The organism is Methylophilus sp. Leaf416 (assembly GCF_001424665.1).
GTDB lineage: Bacteria > Pseudomonadota > Gammaproteobacteria > Burkholderiales > Methylophilaceae > Methylophilus.
This window is the reverse complement of the sequence record NZ_LMQS01000001.1, coordinates 113,062-136,692: the sequence shown is the minus strand read 5'-3', so window position 1 is coordinate 136,692 and position 23,631 is coordinate 113,062. Positions and strand designations below refer to the sequence as shown.

The window sequence follows — 23,631 nt, the reverse complement described above, 5'->3', positions numbered from 1 at the left end:
CAATTAACTTGATCAGCCAGTCGCCTTTACTTTCACTTAACCCTTACAAGACCTCAATTCAATAAAAACAATATGACGCAAGCCAGACAAGTTGGTGTATTAATGCATATCACCTCATTACCCGAAGGTAATGTTGGTCCGGATGCGTATCGTTTTGTAAATCATCTGGTGGATATGGAAGTATCTATCTGGCAAACCTTGCCAGTCAGCCTGCCGCATGAAGATCAGTCTCCCTACCAAAGCGTTTCGGCGCATGCCGGGCATACCGGGATGATCAGTGTAAAACAGCTTTTGAACGAGGGCTGGTGCCTGCCGGATGAAGTAAATCTGTCTCAACCTGAGTTATTTTCCAAGGTCATGCTGCGCGTGCAGTCGAATGGTGCTATTTCCAAAGTGGATGGCCATGGTTTGAGCTGGTCAGGTTTCGCACGTTTTTGCCAGGCGCAACAATACTGGCTTGAAGATTTTGCCCTGTTCATGAGCCTGCGGGAGCATCATGGCTACAAAAGCTGGAATGAATGGCCCGAAGCTTACCGTGTGCACGATATATTGGCGTTGCAGGCATTTGCGGAAACGCATCAGGAAAGGCTGACGCTGATCAAATTCACACAATATATATTTTTCCAGCAATGGGCCCAGCTAAAAATATATGCCAACCAACGCGGCATCAAGCTGTTCGGTGATCTTCCGATATTTGTTGCCTATGACAGTTCTGATGTATGGGCGCATCCAGAGTTGTTTAAACTGGATGCACAGTCAAACATGACTGTGGTGGCCGGCGTGCCACCAGATTACTTTTCAGTCACGGGCCAGCGCTGGGGGAATCCGCATTACAATTGGGATGCCATGCAATCTAATGGCTTCTCCTGGTGGCTGGGGCGTATTGAAACCCAGTCCAAGCTATTCGATATTGTGCGCATAGATCACTTCCGCGGGTTACAGGCCGCATGGGAGATCCCAGCCAGTGAACCGACTGCCATCAATGGTTACTGGCAATCCGCTCCAGGCCATGCGCTATTACAAACCATCATACAAACTTTCCCGCAACTCAGCTTGGTGGCCGAAGATCTCGGCATTATTACTGAGGATGTCGATGCCCTAAGGCATGCTTTCCACCTGCCAGGCATGAAAATTCTGCAGTTCGCGTTTGGCAGTGGTTACGATAATCCCTATCTGCCGGAGAATATTGATGAAAACAGTGTGATCTATACCGGCACACACGACAACGACACCACGCTGGGCTGGTATCAGGAGGCGGACGAAAGTGCACGGTTGCATTTGCAGGACTATGTGCGCCAGGAATCGCCAGAAATGCCTTTAGCCTTAATGCGGTTGGCCTTAAACAGCATCGCGTTCCTCGCTGTAGTGCCTATGCAGGATATTTTAGGGCTGGATGGCAGCGCGCGTATGAACACACCCGGCACCAGCATTAATAACTGGGCCTGGCGTATGCATTGGGAACAACTCACCGATGAAAAGGTGTCCGTATTCAAACAACTGGTAAAAGAAAGTGGCCGCGCCTATGCCTGAATCCAGCACAGCCATGCGCCTGGGACTGGATGTCGGTGGCACTAACTTAAGACTAGGTGTGTTCTCTAATCTCATATTGTTAGAAGAAACCCGTTTTCAAGCCAACTATTCCGCTATTTGCAAACAAAACTCACCCGAGCAAGCGTGGCAAAATATATTGCAAGTGACTGCCACGGCAATCCAAACCATGCTGGATAAGCATCCTGAGATACAGAGCATAGGGATAGGCTTCCCGGGGTTTATCAATCCGGAAACTGGTGTACTTGCTCAATCACCAAATCTCCCCGGGCTACTTAATGTCAATTTGGGCAGGGATTTATCACAGCTGCTCGGACGGAAAGTACTCGTAGTTAACGATGGCAATGCAGCGGCCTATGGTGAGTACTGCTCGCTCGAACAACCTGCTGGTGGTTTACTATATGCAGGTCTTGGTACCGGGATTGGTGGTGGATTGGTTGCCAATGGCAAAGTATGGGCAGGGGTACATGGTTACGCATTAGAGTTAGGCCATTTGATTGTTGAGCATGATGGCCCGGAATGTGGTTGTGGCAATCGTGGATGTGTAGAACAGTATGCATCAGCCACAGCGATTGGTAAAAACTATGCCAGGCAAACCGGCAAGCAATTGTCAGCACATGAAGTTTCAACACTAGCTACACAAGGTGACAAACAAGCGCAATCAGTGTTTGCAGTTGCAGGTGAAAAGCTAGCACAGGCGGTTGCGCTAACGCTAAACATTGTCGATGTAGAAAATGTGGTGATTGGAGGTGGAGTGGTGTCTTCCTGGGTTTTGATGCAAAAGTCATTTACAGATCGGTTGCAGACTGATTTGATTCGTGTGCTACGCGATAAAGTCAAAGTGGGTATGTCTACTTCGGGAGATAATGCGGGAATGCTAGGGGCAGCCTTGCTTGCAGATATACCTGCCTGATGAATGTAGTCTGTTTGCTACATTTCCGGCAAGTATTCACTAAATTTTAATAAATAGCTTTAATATTAATACTTAAGTATTTGTTATTTATTGATTATTTTTATTGTTTATGTTGGTCTAAAGCCCATATTACATGCTCCCGTAGCATCTCGTTTTCTTCCTGCAGTCTTGCTCTCAATGCAGCTATTACTTCAGGAGAAGTCGGTGCATTGCCTAATCCTACCGCTACATTGCGCAACCACTGAATATAACCTATGCGATAAATCGCACTTCCAGCCATCCGTTGCTGAAATTCACCCTCAGTCCAGCCAAAACAGGTAACAAGATCTGTGCTATCCAGGCCATTGCGCACGGCGAAATCGCTTTCTTCAGTGGCAACAGCAAACTTGTTCCACGGACAAATAAGCTGGCAATCATCACAGCCATACACGCGATTACCGATCAATGGCCGCAACTCTAATGGAATGCTGCCTTTGTGCTCGATAGTTAAATAAGAGATGCAACGTCGCGCATCCAGTTCATAGGGTGCGACGATGGCCTGGGTTGGGCAGATATCGATACACGCGCTGCAGCTGCCGCAATGTGAAGTCGTTGGTTGATCAATCGGCAAAGCCAGGTTGGTATAGATTTCACCCAGGAAAAACCACGAACCTTGTTGTCGATTAAGCAGCAAGGTATGTTTTCCGCGCCAGCCTACACCAGCTTTGGTTGCCAGTGCGACCTCCAGCACGGGTGCGCTGTCGGCGAACACCCGGTATTCAAAACTACCAAAGGTGTCGGTGATACGTGTGCATAACTGCTGGAGCTTTTGCCGCATGACTTTATGGTAATCCCGCCCCATCGCATAACGCGCGACATAAGCTTTGTTCGTATCTTCAAGAATTTTCCAGCCATCCTGTGCATCGTCCGGTATGTAATCCAGGCTCACAGAGATCACGCGCAAAGTACCGGGCACCAATTCTGCCGGTCGGCTGCGCTTGGAGCCGTGTTTTGCCATATAATCCATGTCGCCATGGTATTTTTTTTCCAGCCAGCGCATAAATCCTGGCTCAGCGGCGGACAGGTCAGTATCGGTAATGCCGATACTGCCAAAGCCCAATTCGCGCGCCCAGCCCTTGATCGTGGCCGCCATTTTCTCGGCAGCATGATGATCAGGTAAGTGAATGGGAGCGGGATGTAAATGGTCTGACATGACAGAAACGTATTCTACACAGATTTTAAAAGACGAAGCAGCGACTACGCATGCGGCAGGTTTGCTGGCAAAGCAGTTACAGCCAGGGCAGGTGATTTACCTGCATGGTGACCTCGGTGCCGGGAAGACCACGCTGGTGCGCGGTATCCTGCATGCACTGGGGCATAGCGGAAAAGTCAAAAGCCCAACTTATACCATCGTAGAACCTTATAACCTGTCTATCGGTTCATGTTACCATTTTGACTTGTACCGCTTTCAAGACCCTGAGGAGTGGGAAGCCGCAGGATTCAGGGATTATTTCAATGCCACGAGTATTTGCATGGTCGAATGGCCTGAGAATGCAGGTACTTTGTTACCAATTGCCGATATTGAGATTCAGTTTGATATTTTGCCACATGGGCGCGTGCTGCATATCACTAGCCAGCAACCGCTATCATTGGAAGGTTTATGCCAGTAAGTCGTTTTAACTGCTTTAAAGTCTGGCTGCTGACAGCTTTGTTATTTGCGTTCAGCATCGCGTCACAGGCCGCTGAAGTGATTCTAGCCAATTTGCAGCAGCAGGGTAGCCAGGTGCATCTGGAGTTGTTGCTGGACCAGCAGGTGAAATACAGGGTATTCACACTCGATAACCCGTTTCGGGTAGTGATTGATATGGATACAGTCGCTATCAGCCCCACCTTAAAAGCGCTGCCATCGCAGCTTGATCCGCAGCATCCTTATCTCTCTAAAATCCGTATTGCGCCATTTACCGAAAACACCACCAGGCTGGTGTTTGATATCAAATCTGATATCAAACCTTTGGTGACTGATATGAATGCGGGTAACTCGCAGCAACGCCTGGCTATCAGCATTGCCCCGGCTACAGCCACAACTGAACCACCGCTAGGTTCACCGGTCTTGGCACATACAAAAAAACTGCAAGAATCTGAAGCTGTTGGCAATGAAGAAAAACCTGGTAATGCCACCGAGCCAGTCGCTGAGCCAGTAACTTCTGGTACATCAGCAGAAAAGTCCGTGGAGAAGCCAGTTTCAGATAAGCCAGCTGAAAAGCCGGTTGAAAAACCTAAACAAGTAAAACCAGGCCAGAAAATTATCACTATCGCGATTGATGCGGGCCACGGTGGCGAGGATCCCGGCGCCAGAGGTGCCAAGGGCAGCCACGAAAAGAATATTACGCTGGCGATTGCACGCAAACTGAAACAGCAGATTGATGCCGAAGATAATATGCAAGCCATCCTGATTCGAGATGGTGATTATTTTGTACCATTGGGTGACCGCGTTAAAAAAGCGCGTGCAGCAAAGGCTGACTTATTTATCTCTATCCATGCAGATTCGTTTATCAACAGCACCGCGCGTGGTTCTTCGGTGTTTGCATTATCCGAACGTGGCGCCACCAGTGCCGGCGCACGTTATCTGGCGAAGAAAGAAAACGCGGTGGACTTGATTGGGGGCGTGGCCATTGATACTCGCGATATGGACCTCGCACGTACCTTATTGGATTTATCACAAACGGCTACCATTCATGACAGTATTCGGATGGGTAAAGCGGTATTGGGGCGTATTGCCAAAATTAATACCTTGCATTCCAAGTATGTGGAACAGGCGGCGTTTGCGGTATTAAAATCACCGGACATTCCTTCGATTCTGGTAGAAACGGCGTTTATCAGTAATCCTGAAGAAGAAGCCAGGTTGAATGATGATGGGTACCAGGATAAGTTGGTCAATGCGATTCTGTCGGGGGTGAAGTCGTATGTAGCAACGAATCCTTCATTTTCAAAAAAATAAAAGTCAGATCTCTCACTTCTGTACGTCATTCTGGCGTAGGCCAGAATCCAGGCCGGGTCAATTTTGGCCAGTAAATAAGAAAAAGTACGTTGTACTGCTTAAGTATTTGGTTATTTCTTTGGATATGCACGATTCCTTTTCGCTTCTCAGGCACTAGCGCTGTTGCGCCAATTCCGTCTCTCTCTGCGTCTTTCCATATCCCGCCTGCACCTTCAACGCACGGCTGATAAACCCATTCAAAGTCTTCCTCGCCTCATCCACCAACTCTCTATCCGTGAAAATTTTAGGATACTGATACCCCAGCCAACTATACAAACTTAAATGCTGGCAAATCAGTTCTGCCTGTTCCAGATGTTGCGCTTGTTTGCCTTTCAACCACTCTGGCAGCGTAGGCAATGCGCGCGGTTGTTCGTGATAAATAGCCTGTATGCACTGCACAAAGTAATCACGTGCAATCGGTACCTGTATCGCAAGAGGGGCGCACATCAGGCGATATTTATCACGCATGGACAGTTGCGGAGCAGTTTCATCAATCAACAGCGCCTGCTGGTGCTGCATCGATGTGATCTGCCATTTCATGGTTTGCGTACCAGATTGTCGTTGATATCGCGTATGTAAATATTCCACACATTCCGCCAGCCGCCAGGTGGGAATCCGCTGACTTAAATCTTCAATATCGCCGCCGCTGATTGCGATGGGCAGGGCAAAGGGTGCCACGGTGTCATCACAGCCCAGCATTTCATTCAAATGCCATTGCTCATCATCTTCCAGCACAGTGACATAGCCGGTGTCATACAAACCATGCCGTCCGGCACGCCCGGCGATTTGCCGCATTTCGGTAGCGTTCAGCATACGTGGTGCCACACCATCGAATTTATGGATATTGGCAAAAATCACCCTGCGGATAGGCAGATTCAGTCCCATGCCAATCGCATCGGTGGCGACTAGTATTTGCGCTTCGCCACTGGCAAAGCGGGCTGATTCGCCGCGGCGTACTTCAGGAGATAGCGCACCGTAAATAGTGGCAACTTGAAACCCCCACTGGCGAATCCTGGCTGCTAGCGTCAGCACATCTTTGCGGCTGAAAGCGATAATCGCATCGCCTGCCTGCAAGACTTTGCGTAATTTGGCAGCATGATAACGCTCGCCACAAATACTGGCATCTTCAATCACCAAAGGCGTCATGCGCTGCAAGTGGGTGAGGGTATAAGGCTCATTCAGGGCATCCAGCACATGGGTGCAGCTTTCAGTTACGCTATTGGCGCCACAGATAAACACCTGTCTGGCGGGCACGCCAACTAAAGCAGCAGTCCATGCACTGCCTCGATCCGGGTCCATCAGCATCTGGATTTCATCAATCACGGCGACATCAAACGCCATATCTGGCCGCAGCATTTCAATCGTGGAAGCGGTATGTCTCGCGCCAGGAACCATAACTCGTTCTTCACCCGTGACCAGGTTGCACGCCACGCCTGCCTGCATCAGCCGGTCCCGCACTTCCATCGCCAGTAAACGTAGGGGCGCCAGGTAAACGCCAGACTCCGCTTTACGCAAGGTTTCCAGGGCCTGGTAGGTCTTGCCTGAATTGGTCGGGCCGACATAAAAGTGATGCTGGCGTTTAAGCTGGCGAGCGAGGGCAAAACGGTTGAGGTAGGCCTGGAAATCGGAAAGCGACATGGCCTCCATTCTAGCAAAACAGGTAGAATAAGCAGATGCAAATTAAACTACTTCCCGATCAACTCATCAGTCAAATTGCTGCAGGTGAGGTGGTGGAACGCCCGGCCTCGGCACTCAAAGAACTCCTTGAAAACAGTGTTGATGCCGGTAGCACCCAGATTCAAGTGTCATTAATTCAAGGTGGCACCAAACTACTCAAAGTCACTGATAATGGCCACGGCATTGCCAAAGATGAGCTCGAACTCGCCTTAACGCGGCATGCCACCAGTAAAATTCAGAGCCTGGAAGACCTGGAGCAGGTTGGCAGCCTTGGGTTCCGTGGTGAAGCGCTGGCGAGTATCGCTTCAATTTCACGCACGGTGCTTACCAGCCGCCAGCAGACTTCCAGCCACGCCTGGCAGATCAGTGCTGAAGGCACGCAAGGTCAGCCAATCAGCCCGGCAGCGCTTGATGAGGGTACTATCGTTGAGGTACATGACTTGTACTTCAATACCCCGGCACGGCGAAAATTTCTTAAAACCGAGAATACCGAGTTCGGCCATTGCGAAGATGCGTTTACCCGCATCGCCTTATCCCGCTCGCAAATTGGTTTTTTACTGCAACATAACGGCAAAGCCATTATGCGGCTGGCCGTAAATACGCCACAGCAACGTATTACCGATGTCTTAGGTAACGAGTTTGCCTCACAAAGCGTATGGCTGGATGAAGGCAATGGTGGTTTGCGCCTGTGGGGCATGACCGCATCGCCTACCTATCAACGCCATAGCCGCAATACGCAATATGTGTTTGTGAATGGCCGTTTTGTGCGCGATAAGCTGATTGCGCATGCCATCAAGCAAGCCTACCAGGATGTATTGCACGGCGATAAACATCCGGCTTTTGTGTTATTTCTGGAGCTCGATCCATCGCTAGTCGACGTCAACGTCCACCCGGCCAAAACCGAAGTCCGCTTTCGCGAATCGCAAGCCGTGCACCGGTTTATTTTTCATAGCCTGCACAAAGCATTAGGCAAGACTTCAGCCGAGATTCAAGCCAGCCAGCCGGTGCAAGCGCCATTTAACCCGTTTACGCCCGGGCTATCCATGCCGCGCCAGCAAGTGGAAATGCCGCTGCAAAACCGCTCGGTTTTCGATGGCAATTACCAGCCGACCATCAGTAATGGCGCAGCTATTGCCCAACAATTTTACGGGCAAATGTATGGTGACCTGAAACCTACTAACGTGAGTGTATTGGGAAGTATCCAAGAAAACGCTCTTTCAGAAGATTACTTAAACCCGATATCACTGTCTGAAGCCGTTCTCACTCAAGAATCAGCACCACAAGCGCAACAATATCCACTCGGTTTCGCGCTAGGCCAATTGCACGGCATTTATATCCTGGCCCAAAATACGCAAGGTATGGTCGTCGTCGATATGCACGCGGCACACGAACGCATTATGTACGAGCGCCTGAAAAGTGCTTTAAGCGAGCAAGCCATCGCCACACAGCCATTGCTGATCCCCATGAGCTTTTATGCAGAAAAAGTAGAAGTTGCGACATTGCAATCTCTGCAAGGCAGCGATACCTTGCAACAGCTAGGATTTGATTTAGCAACCTTGTCGCCGACCACCATAGCCATCCGTGCCGTCCCGACTATGTTGCAAGATGCTGATGTGGTGTCATTGGCCCGCGCAGTGCTGCGTGATCTACATGAGTACGGTGCCAGCCGGGTATTGCAGGAACGTCAAAATGAAGTGCTAGGTACGATGGCTTGCCATGCCGCTGTCAGAGCCAACAGGCAACTCACACTCACTGAAATGAACGCTTTGCTAAGGGATATGGAAGCCACTGAAAGAAGCGGGCAGTGTAATCACGGCCGACCGACCTGGTTCCAGGTCAGCTTGAATGATTTGGATAAGATGTTTATGCGCGGGCAATAAATTTAGCCTGTATAAAACTCAATGAAAATAATAGGTTATGGCTTATCCAATTGAACAAAAGTTAGTCATCAGTGTTGCTTCAAGCGCTTTGTTTGATCTAACTGAATCTCATAAGGTTTATAAAACCCACGGCGTAGAGGAGTATCGCCAGCATCAAGAAAAGAATATTGATGTTCCGTTTGCAAAAGGCGTTGCGTTCCCCTTTATTCGCAGGTTCCTGGCAATTAACAAGGCCTTCCCCAAAGAGTTACCGGTAGAAGTCGTGCTGTTATCAAGAAACTCACCAGAAACAGGGCTGAGAGTGTTCAGATCAATACAACATTACGGCCTGGACATCTCACGCGCCAGTTTTATGACAGGCAGGTCTCCGCATGAATATATTCCCGCATTCAACACCTCACTATTCCTGAGTGCCAACGAAGCGGATGTGCAAAGTGCGATAGATTTAGATTATCCCGCAGGCGTAGTTTTACCCTCAAAAGTCTATGATGATGAGACTGATACGGAGTTGAGGATCGCCTTTGACTTTGATGGCGTGATTGCGGATGACGAAGCTGAAGCTGTTTTTAAAACGAATAATGATCTAACCGAATTTGAAGCGCATGAGGTTGCCAAGCAATCTATCCCTCACCAGGCAGGGCCTTTGGCTGATTTATTTAAAAAACTATCTTTAATGCAAAAGCTGGAAGACAAACTGCTGAGCGAGAATCCCGAGTACAAAAAGATTTTGAAAATCGCCATTATTACAGCCAGGAGTGCACCTGCTCACGAACGTGTGGTGACAACATTAAAAGAATGGGGCGTTTCTGCGGATGAGTCGTTTTTCCTGGGCGGGATGGAAAAAGCCAGAATTCTCTCCGTCTTAAAGCCGCATATGTTCTTTGATGACCAGAGGAGTCATTTGAAGTCCTCTGCTGGCGATATTCCGATGGTGCATATTCCGTTTGGAGTGGCTAATAAAAAAGCTAAGTAGATGCTTGGTGGGATGGCAGCGATTGGTGATGCATGTTTTTTCCTGCTATTTCAAATCTGCTGTTAGTATGCCTGCATGAAAAATCCAGCGACATCCACTGTCAGTAAAGACCTCGAACTCATTGAAGCAAACCGGCAATTCTACGACCCGCTATGGACGGATGCGCGGCTAGTCAGCCCTGAGCGCTTCAATACCTGGCCGCTAGTCTCATCCTTAATCTACCAATCTCAAACTCGTCTTGAAATCGCTCCGGGTTTAAGACCGCGATTACCTATTGAGGGCACACATTTCGTGGATATCAGCGCACCCGCAGTTGCCAAACTGCAGGCGCATGGAGCAAATGCGATGCAGGGCCTGGTCTCGGCACTGCCGTTTGAGGATGGCATATTCGGCCTGGTATGCGCTTTCGATATTGTCGAGCATGTTGATGACGACGATGGCGCTTTGTCCGAGCTTTCGCGTGTGGCTGCCACCGGTGCGACATTGCTGCTCTCGGTGCCGCTGCATCCATCGCAGTGGACAGCTTTTGACGACTTTGTCGGGCACTGTCGCCGTTACGAACCAGAATCTCTCGTCGCCAAGCTTGCCAAATATGATTTTGAAATCGAGCAAAGTGCTATTTACGGTATGCAGCCGAAATCGTCACGCCTGCTTGATCTCGGCATGTGGTTTCTCACCCATAGACGTGAACGCGCACTGTGGTGGTATAACAATGTATTCATGCCGATTGGTGTACGTTTCCAGAAGAAGCTCGACCTTGTTACTGGCATGATAGACACCAAAGGAGTGGATGAGGTTATGCTTGTTTGCCGGAAGATTAGTAAAGGTAATAATGTTTAATCGCTGATCTAAAATGATGAAGCCTGTCATTAACAGGCTTCATCTATCTAGCGTCAAATAGTGACTATTGAATAACCCCTAGTTGTTTAAATAGCCCATAGGTATCCAGCACATCCCAATGTTCTGCCAGTTTGCCATTCTCGATTCTGAAAATATCCACTGCGTGGATGCTGTAATGCTTACCGGTAGCTGGGATGCCTAACCAGTCACCTTGCTGCGTTCCTGAATATGTACCATACGCCCATACCATATCACCTTCTGCGACCAGTTTTTCCAGCTGATAGTGCCAGTCCGGGGCTGCTTTAAACCAATCCGCAAAAAAAGCTTGAAATCCGCTTAATCCTTGTGGCACCAGTGGGTTATGTTGAATATAGTTTTGCTGCATAAACTTCGGCAGTTGAGTGAAGTCTTTTTTCACAAAAACGACATCGGAGAAATCTGCCAATAGTTGCTTGTTTTGTTGAGTGATATCTTGCGCCATGAGGGTGGTTCCTTTCGTTAACAGTGTTGTCAAAATCAATGCATTCAATATGCGTTTGATAAGTTTCATCAAATCTCCTTGCTACGGTTGCATAACACTTGTGTGTGATGGAGTTGCGCATCATAATGCCAATAGTCACTATTAGTAAGTAGGAACTTAAAAGTGACTTAGGCACCTAAAATTAACTGAAAGTAGACGATGATGATTGAAAACAGTGACCGGGTTTTGCAGATATCGAGTAGCTGGGATGCGTATCACACTGAATGTCCGACGCGGCTGGTATTAAATAGAATTGCGGATAAATGGGCAGTGTTGGTGCTTGGTTTGCTGGAGACAGAAACCAAACGTTTTAGTATTTTGCAGCGCGAGATTGGTGGGATCTCACAAAAGATGCTAACGCAAACATTGCGTGGTTTAGAGCGGGATGGGTTGATAGCGCGGACCATTTTCCCCACCGTGCCGCCTAAAGTGGAGTACACCATTACGCCATTGGGTAAAACACTGGTGGGTTTGCTGGCTGCGGTACGCGTATGGTCAGAAACGCATATTGAGGAAGTGCTGAAAGCGCAAAGCGATTATGACAAGGCTGCTCAGGAAACCCTTAACTCGGAAGCACCAGGCGTGAGAACAGTCCGCTTTTAGATGCTTTATGCCAGTAACAAAAATACCGTCGGTTTTTTATGCACATCCGGTAATGGTGTTTTCTTCCACTCTGCAGTAGTCTTAGTCACAATCAATTCATTTTCTGCCGTGATATTGCAGGCTACACAAAATCTTGTTTGTGGCTGCAAGTTTGCAATCAAGTCTTCCAGCATATGCTGATTGCGGTAGGGCGTTTCTATAAACAATTGCGTTGCCTGCTGTTTCTTGGAATCAAACTCAATCCCTTTGATCGCTTTAATGCGTTCAGCTTTGTCACTTGGCAAATAGCCCAGAAACGTAAACCGTTGGCCATTTAACCCACTTGCCATTAAGCCTAATAACAAACTGCTGGGGCCAATTAACGGCGTTACGCGTATGCCTTTTTGATGCGCCACGGCTGCCAGGGCAGCGCCGGGGTCTGCGATACCGGGACAGCCTGCTTCACTCATCAGGCCGACATCAGTCCCTTGTTGCAGGGGCTGTAATAGGGCGGGTAATTCTTTTGGCTGAGTATCTTTATTCAGCAGACTAAACGTCAACTCTCGAATCGGCGTCGGATGGCCGCTGGCGGCCAGAAACTGGCGGGCGGTTTTTTCGTTCTCGACAATAAAGTGCTGCAAGCTATGCATGCGGCTGATCACTTCTGGCGGCACGACTTGTTGCGGCGAAGTATCTTCTGCCAGGGGAACGGGAATGAAATAAAGCGTGCCGGTTGTCATAGGTATGGTGTTTGATTGATTAAGCTGAATTATCCCACGACGGACATAAAAAAAGCATCCTTGTGAAAGGATGCTTTTTTAGCTTGATAGATCACCGTTTTCCATTAGATGGAAACGGCAAATCATTTAATACTTCACTTGTACGCGATATTTAAGCGTCACATCGCTTTCAGCGGGAACGTTGATTTTCCAGGTGGCCTGATGCGCACTGGTTTTTTTGTGCGGCTGCGATTCATTCAGGATCTTCCAGTCGCCATTGATCGGCTCTTGCACGTTGACCGTGACCGCTTCTTTTTTGGCATTGTGCAGGGTGATGGCATAGGCGCTTTCATACAGCGGCACCTGGTTATTGCTTTTGCTCAGGTTTTTAAAATCGGTTTGCACGCGTTCTGCGGTGACATCAAACGCATTGCCCAATTTGAGGCGCACGTTATCGTTTTTAGCGGTGTGATCAATCTGGTCTTCACCGACAAACTGTGCAGTGCCATCGCTATCCTTTTTGTAAACGCGCATGGTGCCTTTGGGTAATGGAATGCCCAGTTTGCTGCTTTCCTTGTTTTCAAACTCGACATAGACCTGCACCTTCTGCTTTTTCTCTACGTCACGGTATTGGCCTTGATAGTAGTAATCAGCGCCGGTTAACACCAGCTCTTTACGCGCAGGAATCTGCTGGGCGGTGAGCAGTGCCACCTGCTTGGTCTGATTTTCGGCAATACTGGTTGTGCGTGGCAACGTATAGAGATGGTATTCCAGCAAGCCTTGCTCAGTTGGCATTGGCGCATCTGCCGCCATGGCTTCCGAGCGCATCATCATGGTTTTCGGGCGGATGGCTTCGCGCACGCGATTGACATCGCCGGCCACTAATTGCACTTTGGCATTCGGGTAGGAAGTACCGCTGGTGTTGTTTAGTGTGACCCAGCCTGACAGGTCTATAGTGTCTTCCTTACTGCTGAGTTCAGCGACGTAATCGGCTTTCCAGTTCAGGCCGCCGGTGAGGTAGCTTAATTCCACACTGGCTTGTTCAGCACCCTTATATTGCACCTGCGTGGTCAAGGTTGGGCGATCTCTCAGCTGACCAGGCACATTCGGATAGGCGATGCGGCCTGGAAAGCCGGTTTCGATACGATTGCCGATTTTAAGCACGATGCCGTTTTGTGCTGAGAGGACGGTCGCTGTTTCTTCAGTCTCGGCACCGGTGGTTGGATTGGTTTTAATGACACTGACTTGCTGGCCAACAAATTTCTCTAACAAGGTTTGCGGGCTAAGCAGGTCAAAATCAAAGTTTTGTTCCAGCACTTGCAGGCTGGTATTCGGCAACAGGCTGCGTAGCAGGGCTGTTTCCGGCTTGATCTGAGCGCTGACATCACGGAATGACAAAGCGGATAAGCCATTATTCAGTTTGAGTTTGCGACTATCTTTGACCAGGGCGAGATCTTCGTTATAAATAGTCACAGCGACGCCGGTTTGGTCTGATTGCGGGCTGATGATGGCGGTTTCTGCATGTGCGATTGAAAAAGTGCCAAGTGATAGCAATAGCAGGGAGCTAAGTCGCATGAATATCCTCTCGTTGTTGTGTATTTGTATGCTTGAGACTGTGTTAACGCAGTAGCCGTTCAAAAGTTAAAAGAAGCAATTTAGAACTAATCATAGGCTATGTTCGTGAACTATTTTCGCGTGAGCGATAAGACATCAATGCCGACTTGCTGCAACATATCGACCAGTGCAATCACAGGCAGGCCGATCAAAGCGTTGGGGTCATCGCCACGCATATAGTCTAATAACGCTATGCCCATGCCTTCCGACTTGGCGCTGCCCGCGCAATCGTAAGGCTGTTCCAGGCGTAAATAGGTTTCGATTTGCAGCGGCGTCAGTGTCTTGAATTTAACGTAATAGGGCACGATAGTCGATTGCATCTGCTGGCTGGCGCTGTCATACAAAGATAAAGCACTATGAAAAACCACTTCTCTGCCACTGAGCATGGTGAGTTGTTTGACTGCATTTTCATGATTTCCTGGTTTGCCTATTTGCAAACCATCCACCGTGGCTACCTGGTCGCAGCCGATGATCAGGGCATTTGCGTAACTCTCTGCCACTTTTAGCGCCTTGCTTTCAGCTAGTCTTAAAGAAGTGTGTTCCGGACTTTCGCTCGCTAGTGGCGTTTCGTCGATACCAGGCGACACGCATTCAAATGGCAGGTGCAGTTTTTCCAGGACTTCGCGACGGTAGCGGGAGGAAGAAGCAAGAATTAGGGTTGGCTTAGTCATTAGGATAAAAAAATCCCCGAAGGATATTCGGGGATTTTAGCATTGTGATGAAACCGGTAGATTACTCTGGTTATTAATCAGGTTGAATTTCAATCAATGTTTCGTCTGGCGTTACGCTATCGCCTTTGGCTACGTGTATTGCGACCACTGTACCTGCTTTACTGGACTGGATTTCGTTTTCCATCTTCATGGCTTCGATCACCAGTACGCCATCACCGGCATTCACTTTGTCACCAACGTTGACTTTAACGGTCACAATAGTGCCGGGCATGGCAGTAGTCACGCAGCCTGGATGGGTAGGGCGAGGGCGACCGCTGGAAGTCACGGCAGCCGCTTTTTTCTTGCCACCGTTGGAATTGCCACCATCACTGATTTCCATTTCGTCCAGGGTTTCAACGAAGACTTCTTCAGAGATACCATCTACTTTTACGTAGTAAGGACGGCGCTCTTCACCAGCATGGCCGCTACCAGTCAGTTTGATATGGTAGGTTTCACCGTGCAATGTGATATTGAATTCATTCGGTGCGTAGCGTGCAGCAGCGGTTTGCTGCGTCACTGCTTCTTTGCTCAGTAATTGCTCAGGTTGCAGTGAACCGGCATTACGCTCTTGCAAGAAAGTCTGGCCGATATCAGGGAACATGGCATACGTCAGCACATCTTTTTCATTGTTAGCAAAGCGTTCGGCTTCACCTTGCAACTTGGTCATTTCTGGTTGCAACAGGTCAGCAGGGCGGCAGGTAATCAGTTCTGCATCGCCAACTGCTTTCTGACGAACTTCTGCATTCACAGGCGCTGGCGCTTTACCGTATTGACCTAGCAGGTAGTTCTTTACTTCGTTAGTGATGGATTTGTAACGGCCACCGGTCAATACGTTCAACACTGCCTGTGTGCCTACGATTTGTGAAGTAGGCGTCACTAATGGAGGAAAACCCAAGTCTTCACGTACACGCGGGATTTCAGCCAGTACTTCATCCATGCGGTTGAGCGCGCCTTGTTCTTTCAACTGGTTGGACAGGTTGGAGATCATGCCACCCGGCACCTGGTTAACCAGTACACGGGTATCTACGCCAGTGAATTCGCTTTCAAACTGCCAGTATTTTTTGCGTACGTCTTTGAAGTAGGCAGTGATTTCCTGTAATTTGCCCAGATCCAGGCCGGTATCGTATTCAGTCCCGCGCAAAGCAGCGACCAGGCTCTCGGTCGTCGGATGGCTGGCACCTTCGGAGAAAGAAGAGTTGCAGGTGTCGATAATATCTACGCCGTTTTCTACACTTTTTAGCATGACCATGCTGGCTAAACCAGAGGTGGCGTGGCTGTGCATATGCACTGGCACGCTGACTGCGGCTTTCAATTCCCTTACCAGTTCGCCGGCCAATGTTGGTGTGAGTAAACCGGCCATATCTTTAACGCCAATACTGTCGCAACCTAAGGCTTCCAACTCTCTGGCCATATTGACGAAGTAGGCGACGTCATGCACCGGACTGGTTGTGAACGACAAGGTACCAATCGCATGTTTTTTAATGTTTTTGACTGCTTCAATCGCAGTTTTCAGGTTGCGGATATCGTTCATTGCATCAAAGATACGGAACACATCGACGCCGGTGTCAGCCGCCTGTTTTACAAAGGCATGTACCACATCATCTGAATAATGGCGGTAGCCAAGCAGGTTCTGGCCACGTAGCAACATATTGATAGGCGTGTTAGGCAAAGCTTTACGCAGCTTGCTCAGGCGCTCCCACGGATCTTCTTTCAGAAAGCGCACGCAGGCGTCAAAAGTTGCCCCGCCCCAGGCTTCAAGAGACCAGAAACCAATATCATCCAGTTTGCTGGCGATAGGCAGCATGTCTTCGGTACGCATGCGCGTCGCAATCAGGGATTGGTGACCATCTCTTAAAACGAGTTCGGTGATATGTATTTTGCTCATAATCTTGTCGATCTAATAATCTGCGATACGTTAATTAAATGCCTTCGTGGGCGGCAATCGCGGCAGCGATCGCTGCGGCCATCAATTCTTTCGGTAACCCGACGTCATATTCAGTCAGCTCGGGGTGTTGCTCTACAAAGCTGGTATTGAAATTGGCGGCACGGAAATCCGGGTGCAACATAATTTGCTGGTAGTAAGGAATCGTGGTTTTCACGCCGTACACCACCATGTCATTCAATGCCCGGCGACCGCGCTCAATCACGCCTTCCCAGTCCAAAGCCCAAACAGTCAGTTTGGCGCACATGGAGTCATAGTAGGGCGGAATCACATAGCCACTATAAATCGCGGCATCCATACGCACGCCCGGACCACCAGGTGCATAGTAACGGGTGATTTTACCAAAGCTGGGCAGGAAGTCTTTTTGCGGATCTTCTGCATTGACACGATATTCCATGGCAAAACCACGGAAAGCAATCTCGCTTTGCTTGTATTGCAATGGCAAACCGGCAGCAACGCGAATCTGTTGCTGAACGATATCCACACCGGTAATGGTTTCAGTCACGGTATGCTCCACCTGCAAACGGGTGTTCATTTCCATGAAGTAGAAATTGTTATCGGAATCCAGCAGGAATTCGACGGTACCGGCATTTTCGTAACCAACCGCTTTGGCTGCTTTTACGCCTAAACCACCGATGTAGTCACGCTGCGCTTGGGAAAGCTGAGGGGATGGTGCAATTTCAATCAGCTTCTGGTTGCGGCGCTGGATAGAGCAATCGCGCTCAAACAAATGAATAACATTGCCATGCGAGTCAGCCAAAATCTGTACTTCAATATGACGCGGATGTACGACACATTTTTCCAGGAACACTTCTGGCTTGCCAAACGCCTTGCTGGCCTCGGAAATCACGCGGTCATAGTTACTTAGTAAGTCTTTTTCACTGTCGCAACGGCGAATACCGCGACCACCACCACCGTTAGTGGCTTTTAACATGATCGGGTAACCAATTTTTTTCGCTAATGCGACGGCTGCATCCAGCGATTCCAGGTTGCCATCACTACCTGGTACACATGGAATGCCTGCATCGATCATGGCATTACGCGCTTGAATCTTATCGCCCATCTGGCGAATCACATGTGCTTCCGGGCCAATAAACTTGATGCCGCGGCGGTCACAGACTTCAGCCAGTTCAGGATTTTCGGAAAGAAAACCATAGCCTGGATGCAAGGCATCACAGCCCGCAGCCACGGCGATATTCACTATATTATGTGCATTCAGGTAACCCGCAACCGGGTCAGAGCCGATGTTGTAGGCCTCGTCAGCTTTTTTGACATGCAATGCATGGCGATCGGCGTCGGAATAAATGGCCACGGATTTAATGCCCATTTCCGAACACGCGCGCACAATGCGCACCGCAATTTCACCGCGATTCGCGACTAAAATTTTCTTAAACACACATTACCCTTAAAGCAAGAAAAAAGGACAGAGTTTTAGTAGCACCAGCTTTTACGCGGTTTAAAACCTTGTATCAAGACTGTTTGGGCTAGTTAGGCTGTAGCTTTGTACTATCTTGACCACAAAAAATTGGGTTGATAATACATACCGCACCATAGTTGCGCTCTTGATAAAGAGCACTGCGTGAAGCGACGCCATTATAACAAAAAACCTGCGCCTTAAATAGTATGAAGTAAACAGGGCGCGAGTGTCTGTATGGAAGAATTCGTCAATCACTGTATAGTTTGCTATATTAAATAGCCTGTAAATAAAAGGAGTTTTCTTTGTCGAATGCGCGTTATCTGGAATTAGCCAGGCAGCAAAAACATACCGAAGGTGTGCTGGAGATGGCATCGCTTAACCGTTTGGAGCAGGCCTTGCGGGAGCTCGGTGTGGATGATACGAAAGCGTTGTCAGCAGTTTCGGTGGCCTATCAGCTACAAGGCCTGCCACCGCGCTATTTTGGTGATACGCAATTACCCATGCTGTCTCTCATGTTGCAAACAAATCTGCCCCTTATTTGCCAACGGTGTTTTGCGCCAATGCCCCAAGCCTTAGATGTGCAATTTGAATTTGCGGTTTGTGACGAGCCGCCTGAAGCGCTGCTTGAAGATGAAGATGTTGACTGGTTGGAATCGAACGCTGAATCCACTTTTGAATCTCTGGTGGAAGATGAGTTGCTAATGGCTTTGCCTATTGCAGTGATGCACGAAGAAGAGTGCGCGCCTTTGCAAAAGACCGCTGGTGAAAAACCTAATCCTTTCGCAGCGCTTAAAAATCTGAAGTTGAATAAGTAAAAATTTAAACTTGACGATAAAATATCCAATGAAAAGCGACGTTTGCACTATTTGTTTGCAGTTGTCTCTGGAATATTTTATAATGCTGGATTAGGTAGCAATTCTGGTTTTTAAACTGCCCATTTGCAAATTGCGGCGGTTAATTTTGGAGTAATTTAAAATGGCAGTTCAGCAAAACAAAAAGACACCGTCCAAGCGTGGTATGCACCGTTCACACGACTTTTTGACAAACCCACCTTTGGCAATCGAGCCAACGACTGGTGAAGTACATTTGCGTCATCACGTAAGCCCTAACGGTTTTTACCGTGGCCGTAAAGTGATGCCTGCAAAAGGCGAGTAAATCGCTGCTAAAGCATTAAGGTATTAAACTGCGCCGCGCACAAAATGCGCGGCGTTTGTGTATCTGGCGCAAGCGACTACTTTTCCTATGCCCTGCAAGGCATGCGTAGATTTAAGAGTGCTCAGATACTGGCGAATGAATGAACTAGTGTACAGATAATGATTGTGTCAGTAATACAGCGCATAAACTAAATCGTGTGTTAGTAAACTTGGGAAATAACATGAGTACAAGTCAACACGGGCAATCTCAGGAAGTTGTGATTGCAATTGATGCCATGGGAGGAGATTACGGTCCACATGTGACTGTGCCTGCGGCAGTTCGTATCCTGAACGAAAATCCTAATCTCAATATTATTCTGGTCGGCCTGCAGGATGCCATCGAGGCAGAACTGAAAGTCCTGCATCTTTCCGCTGGCCCGCGCCTGCGCGTGCATCATGCGTCTGAAGTGGTATTGATGAATGAGTCACCACAAAGCGCTATGAAGAATAAAAAAGATTCTTCAATGCGGGTGGCTATTAACATGGTGAAAACCGGTGAGGCCCAGGCTTGTGTCAGTGCAGGCAATACCGGTGCCTTGATGGCGACGGCACGTTTTGTCCTCAAAACCCTGCCCGGGATTGACCGTCCGGCGATTGCTTCTACTTTGCCTTCTGAAAAAGGCAGCACCTTTATGCTGGATTTGGGTGCAAATGCGGATTGTACGCCTGAGCATTTATACCAGTTTGCAATTATGGGTGCCATGGTGGTCAGTTGTGTGAACAATAAACCTAACCCGACCATCGGCTTGCTCAATATTGGTTCGGAAGATATTAAAGGTAATGAAGTGGCCAAGCAGGCGGCAGAGTTATTGCGTGGTAGCCATCTGAATTTCTATGGCAACGTTGAAGGTGACGATATTTTCAAGGGCACTACTGATGTGGTGGTCTGTGATGGTTTTGTCGGCAACGTCTCCCTCAAAACCACTGAAGGCTTGGCACATATGATGGGTAAATTCCTTACCCAGGAATTCAAACGCAACTGGCTGACTAAGTTAATGGCACTTGGTGCTTTTCCGGTATTAAAGGCATTTAAAAAACGTGTAGACCCTCGCCTTTACAATGGCGCCAGCTTTCTGGGTTTGCGTGGCATTGTGGTGAAGAGCCATGGCGGCGCAGACAAGGTTGGTTTTTACCATGCTATTCACGTGGCAATGGAAGAAGCGCAAAGTGGTGTTTTGAAGCGCATTCAATCCCAGCTTGAAATCGAACATCTGGCGACGGCGGAAGAGCCGTAGCGCGCTCATGCCTTTGTTCTGTTAGGCGTTTTTACCCATTTAAGGCATAATCGCACCCATGATTTACGCACGAATTGCAGGGACCGGCAGCTATCTGCCACCCAATATATTGACCAATGTGGATTTGGAAAAATTGGTCGATACCACCGATGAGTGGATATTTTCCCGGACAGGTATTAAACAGCGTCACCGTGTCACAGATGAGCTCACCAGTGACCTGGCAACCAAAGCTGCGCAGAACGCGATTGAGGCTGCAGGCATTCAGGCACAGGACATCGACCTGATTATCGTTGCGACGACTACTCCAGATAAAATTTTCCCCAGTGTAGCCACTATGGTGCAGCGCAAGCTGGGAATTGCTGGCTGTCCGGCCTTTGATGTGCAGGCAGTATGCAGCGGTTTTATCTATGCTTTGGCCACCGCCACGCATTTTATGCGCTCAGGCCAGCATAAAAATGTATTGGTGATTGGGGCTGATACCTTTACCCGTATTTGCGATTACACAGATCGTAGTAACTGTATTTTATGGGGTGATGGCGCTGGCGCCGTGATCCTGCAGGCCAGTGACCAGCCTGGCGTGTTGTCTACCCATATTCACGCCGATGGCAGTTACGAAAACCAGCTACATGTGCCACGAAATCCAGATGGGCCAGATACGGTCGTCATGGAAGGCAATGCGGTATTCAAAATTGCAGTCAACACACTAGACCAGATTGTCGACGAAACGCTCAAAGCGAATGACATGCAGAAATCCGATATTGATTGGCTGGTTCCGCACCAGGCCAATATCCGTATTCTGCAAGCCACTGCCAAAAAACTCGATATGTCCATGGACAAAGTGATCGTAACGGTTGATCGCCATGGCAACACTTCTGCAGCTTCCATCCCACTCGCATTAGATACCGCCGTCCGGGATGGCCGTATCCAGCGCGGGCATATTCTGTTAATGGAAGCATTTGGTGGTGGATTTACCTGGGGCTCTGCACTCGTTAAATTTTAAGTGAAGATGGAAGTTGTTCACTAAAACTTAACTCTTAGCCAACTATCTGTTTTTAAATAATTAATTTAATATTCTTACTCTTATGTCTACATTTGCTTTTTTCTTTCCAGGCCAGGGCTCACAATCTGTGGGCATGATGCAAGGGCTTGAGTCTCATGCTATTGTTAAGCAAACATTTGAAGAGGCTTCCTCGGTATTAGGGGTAGATTTCTGGAAAATGGCGACTGAAGCCAATGATGAAATCAACCTGACCCAGAATACGCAGCCAATCATGCTGACTGCGGGTATTGCAACCTGGCGAGTCTATCAAAGCCTTGGTGGCAAGCAACCGGTAGCGATGGCTGGACACAGTTTAGGCGAATACACAGCTTTAGTCGCCGCTGGCGCGCTAAGCTTTGCGGAGGCATTGCCTTTGGTTAAATTCCGTGCAGAAGTCATGCAGCAAGCCGTGCCTGAAGGGCAGGGCGCCATGGCAGCTATCTTAGGTTTGGACGATGAGACTGTGCGTGCGGTCTGTAGCGAAGCTGCGCAAGGCCAGGTAGTGCAGGCTGTAAACTTTAATTCTCCTGGGCAAGTGGTTATTGCAGGGGATAAAGCGGCGGTTGAACGTGGAATGGAGCTGGCTAAAGCCAAGGGTGCCAAACGTGCACTGCCATTGCCAGTCAGCGTGCCGTCACACTGCGAATTAATGAAGCCTGCCGCTGAAAAATTACATGATTATTTACAGAATGTCGCTGTGCAGTCACCGCAAGTGACGGTTTTGCACAATGCGGATGTCGCGGCTTACAGCGATGCAGCACAGATCAAAGATGCTTTGGTGCGCCAGTTATATAGCCCAGTACGTTGGGTAGAGACAGTGCAGCAACTGGCTGCGCAACAAGTTTTAAGCAGTGCTGAAGCTGGTCCCGGCAAAGTGTTGACCGGTCTTGCAAAACGTATAGTGGCTGAAATGAGTTGTGTGGCTTTGGTGAACGAAGAGTCCATACAAACCTTTATAAACCAATAATAAAAAAACGCTGTGTGAAGGAGTAATGATGCTGAATCAACAAGTAGTTTTAGTGACCGGCGCTAGTCGCGGCATTGGCGCTGCCATTGCGCAAGAGTTAGGTAAGCAGGGTGCAATCGTCGTTGGAACGGCCACATCCGCCAGTGGCGCAGATGCGATTACCACCTCCCTCAAAGCTGCGGGCGTAAATGGTATAGGCATGGCGCTGGATGTGACGCAGCCGGAACAGATCGATGCTGTGCTTAAGAAAATTGCCGAGCTCTATGGTGATGTGACTATCCTAGTAAACAATGCAGGCATTACCAAAGATACATTATTGATGCGTATGAAAGATGATGATTGGGATGCTGTGCTGAACACCAACCTGAAATCAGTATTCCGTATGAGTCAGGCAGTGTTGCGCCCGATGATGAAAGCACGTCAGGGCCGCATCATTAATATTTCAAGCGTGGTCGGGCACATGGGTAATGCGGGCCAAACCAATTATGCTGCGGCTAAAGCAGGCATGACCGGCTTTACCAAGTCATTGGCGCAAGAGGTAGGTAGCCGCAACATTACTGTAAACTGTGTGGCGCCTGGTTTTATTGAAACCGATATGACCGCCGAGTTGTCAGATGACATCAAGACAAAAATGCTTGAGCGTATCGCCGCTGGCCGTCTGGGGCAGGTTTATGAAATTGCAGCGACCGTGGCTTTTCTGGCTTCACCAGCTGCTGCTTACATTACCGGTGAAACCATACATGTAAATGGCGGCATGTACTGCGCATAGTTTGATATGGTAAGTCTATTGCCATATCTTTTTAACAATAGTTTTTTGGTATTCTAGGCAACATTTGTTAGAATACC

Annotated in this window: 22 protein-coding genes; 14 read left to right on the top strand and 8 right to left on the bottom strand. The window is 48.6% G+C overall.

All coding sequences use genetic code 11. The features are described 5' to 3' along the window. The first annotated feature begins 72 nt into the window (after window positions 1-72). Both malQ and ASG34_RS00600 read left to right on the top strand, forming a co-directional pair. Window positions 73-1,530 carry a 4-alpha-glucanotransferase gene (gene malQ / locus ASG34_RS00605; RefSeq protein ID WP_055825224.1) on the top strand — a complete coding sequence of 486 codons (1,458 nt, stop codon included), beginning with the start codon at window positions 73-75 and terminating at the stop codon, window positions 1,528-1,530. Continuing rightward, window positions 1,523-2,461 (top strand): ROK family protein, encoded by a 939-nt coding sequence (locus ASG34_RS00600; RefSeq protein ID WP_055825221.1) that lies wholly within the window; start codon window positions 1,523-1,525, stop codon window positions 2,459-2,461. The genes malQ and ASG34_RS00600 overlap by 8 nt, the downstream gene beginning before the upstream one ends. Before the next feature lie 100 nt (window positions 2,462-2,561). On the opposite strand, the gene queG is transcribed toward ASG34_RS00600, so the two are convergent. Further along, the gene (gene queG / locus ASG34_RS00595) at window positions 2,562-3,653 is read right to left on the bottom strand and encodes a tRNA epoxyqueuosine(34) reductase QueG (protein WP_055825218.1); all 1,092 of its coding nucleotides are present in this window, start codon (window positions 3,651-3,653) and stop codon (window positions 2,562-2,564) included. Here queG and tsaE point away from each other — a divergent pair. Next, window positions 3,652-4,110: a tRNA (adenosine(37)-N6)-threonylcarbamoyltransferase complex ATPase subunit type 1 TsaE gene (gene tsaE / locus ASG34_RS00590; RefSeq protein ID WP_055825215.1), complete on the top strand. Its 459-nt coding sequence runs from the start codon at window positions 3,652-3,654 to the stop codon at window positions 4,108-4,110. The genes queG and tsaE overlap by 2 nt on opposite strands. Then, window positions 4,101-5,438: an N-acetylmuramoyl-L-alanine amidase gene (locus tag ASG34_RS00585; protein WP_055825211.1), complete on the top strand. Its 1,338-nt coding sequence runs from the start codon at window positions 4,101-4,103 to the stop codon at window positions 5,436-5,438. Before tsaE ends, ASG34_RS00585 begins: the two co-directional genes overlap by 10 nt. A gap of 153 nt (window positions 5,439-5,591) precedes the next feature. Here ASG34_RS00585 and ASG34_RS00580 read toward each other — a convergent pair whose 3' ends face one another. Beyond that, the gene (locus tag ASG34_RS00580; RefSeq protein ID WP_055825208.1) at window positions 5,592-7,115 is read right to left on the bottom strand and encodes a helicase-related protein; all 1,524 of its coding nucleotides are present in this window, start codon (window positions 7,113-7,115) and stop codon (window positions 5,592-5,594) included. A 35-nt stretch (window positions 7,116-7,150) separates the two neighbouring features. Here ASG34_RS00580 and mutL point away from each other — a divergent pair, with 35 nt between their 5' ends. The 3 genes from mutL (at window position 7,151) to ASG34_RS00565 (ending at window position 10,847) form a co-directional block, all read left to right on the top strand. Continuing rightward, on the top strand, window positions 7,151-9,034 hold the full coding sequence (gene mutL, locus ASG34_RS00575; RefSeq protein ID WP_055825205.1) for a DNA mismatch repair endonuclease MutL: 1,884 nt from the start codon (window positions 7,151-7,153) through the stop codon (window positions 9,032-9,034). Window positions 9,035-9,071: 37 nt separating this feature from the next. Continuing rightward, a complete protein-coding gene (locus tag ASG34_RS00570; RefSeq protein ID WP_055825202.1) occupies window positions 9,072-10,007 on the top strand; it encodes a 5'-nucleotidase in 936 nt (311 codons plus the stop codon). Between the two features lie 75 nt (window positions 10,008-10,082). Next, the gene (locus tag ASG34_RS00565; RefSeq protein ID WP_055825200.1) at window positions 10,083-10,847 is read left to right on the top strand and encodes a class I SAM-dependent methyltransferase; all 765 of its coding nucleotides are present in this window, start codon (window positions 10,083-10,085) and stop codon (window positions 10,845-10,847) included. Between the two features lie 64 nt (window positions 10,848-10,911). On the opposite strand, the gene ASG34_RS00560 is transcribed toward ASG34_RS00565, so the two are convergent. Next, entirely contained in the window at window positions 10,912-11,397 is a 486-nt protein-coding gene (locus ASG34_RS00560) for an ester cyclase (protein WP_055825198.1), read from the bottom strand. A 129-nt stretch (window positions 11,398-11,526) separates the two neighbouring features. Between ASG34_RS00560 and ASG34_RS00555 the strand changes: the two genes are divergently transcribed. Next, window positions 11,527-11,970, top strand: coding sequence for a winged helix-turn-helix transcriptional regulator (locus ASG34_RS00555; RefSeq protein WP_235559622.1), 444 nt, complete (start codon window positions 11,527-11,529; stop codon window positions 11,968-11,970). Between the two features lie 5 nt (window positions 11,971-11,975). Here the strand turns inward: ASG34_RS00555 and ASG34_RS00550 are convergent, their stop codons facing one another. The 5 genes from ASG34_RS00550 to ASG34_RS00530 form a co-directional block, all read right to left on the bottom strand. Next, complete coding sequence (locus ASG34_RS00550; RefSeq protein WP_055825196.1) at window positions 11,976-12,689, bottom strand: SAM-dependent methyltransferase; 714 nt, start codon at window positions 12,687-12,689, stop codon at window positions 11,976-11,978. Between the two features lie 126 nt (window positions 12,690-12,815). Further along, window positions 12,816-14,243: a DUF4139 domain-containing protein gene (locus ASG34_RS00545; protein WP_082504763.1), complete on the bottom strand. Its 1,428-nt coding sequence runs from the start codon at window positions 14,241-14,243 to the stop codon at window positions 12,816-12,818. A gap of 110 nt (window positions 14,244-14,353) precedes the next feature. After that, window positions 14,354-14,953 (bottom strand): Maf family nucleotide pyrophosphatase, encoded by a 600-nt coding sequence (locus tag ASG34_RS00540; RefSeq protein WP_055825194.1) that lies wholly within the window; start codon window positions 14,951-14,953, stop codon window positions 14,354-14,356. A 73-nt stretch (window positions 14,954-15,026) separates the two neighbouring features. Then, window positions 15,027-16,877 carry a sodium-extruding oxaloacetate decarboxylase subunit alpha gene (gene oadA, locus ASG34_RS00535; RefSeq protein ID WP_055825190.1) on the bottom strand — a complete coding sequence of 617 codons (1,851 nt, stop codon included), beginning with the start codon at window positions 16,875-16,877 and terminating at the stop codon, window positions 15,027-15,029. Window positions 16,878-16,911: 34 nt separating this feature from the next. After that, window positions 16,912-18,330 (bottom strand): acetyl-CoA carboxylase biotin carboxylase subunit, encoded by a 1,419-nt coding sequence (locus ASG34_RS00530; protein ID WP_055825188.1) that lies wholly within the window; start codon window positions 18,328-18,330, stop codon window positions 16,912-16,914. A gap of 323 nt (window positions 18,331-18,653) precedes the next feature. On the opposite strand from ASG34_RS00530, the gene ASG34_RS00525 reads away from it, so the two are divergent. From ASG34_RS00525 to fabG, 6 genes are all read left to right on the top strand, one after another. Further along, complete coding sequence (locus tag ASG34_RS00525) at window positions 18,654-19,166, top strand: YceD family protein (protein WP_235559621.1); 513 nt, start codon at window positions 18,654-18,656, stop codon at window positions 19,164-19,166. 160 nt (window positions 19,167-19,326) lie between these two features. Further along, on the top strand, window positions 19,327-19,506 hold the full coding sequence (gene rpmF / locus ASG34_RS00520) for a 50S ribosomal protein L32 (RefSeq protein ID WP_018985326.1): 180 nt from the start codon (window positions 19,327-19,329) through the stop codon (window positions 19,504-19,506). Window positions 19,507-19,726: 220 nt separating this feature from the next. Continuing rightward, window positions 19,727-20,779, top strand: coding sequence for a phosphate acyltransferase PlsX (gene plsX, locus ASG34_RS00515; RefSeq protein WP_055825186.1), 1,053 nt, complete (start codon window positions 19,727-19,729; stop codon window positions 20,777-20,779). A 58-nt stretch (window positions 20,780-20,837) separates the two neighbouring features. Next, window positions 20,838-21,779, top strand: a complete 942-nt coding sequence (locus ASG34_RS00510; RefSeq protein ID WP_055825184.1) for a beta-ketoacyl-ACP synthase III — start codon at window positions 20,838-20,840, stop codon at window positions 21,777-21,779. 82 nt (window positions 21,780-21,861) lie between these two features. Next, on the top strand, window positions 21,862-22,785 hold the full coding sequence (gene fabD, locus ASG34_RS00505; RefSeq protein ID WP_055825182.1) for an ACP S-malonyltransferase: 924 nt from the start codon (window positions 21,862-21,864) through the stop codon (window positions 22,783-22,785). Between the two features lie 28 nt (window positions 22,786-22,813). Next, window positions 22,814-23,554 (top strand): 3-oxoacyl-ACP reductase FabG, encoded by a 741-nt coding sequence (fabG, locus tag ASG34_RS00500; protein ID WP_055825180.1) that lies wholly within the window; start codon window positions 22,814-22,816, stop codon window positions 23,552-23,554. Window positions 23,555-23,631 lie beyond the last annotated feature (77 nt).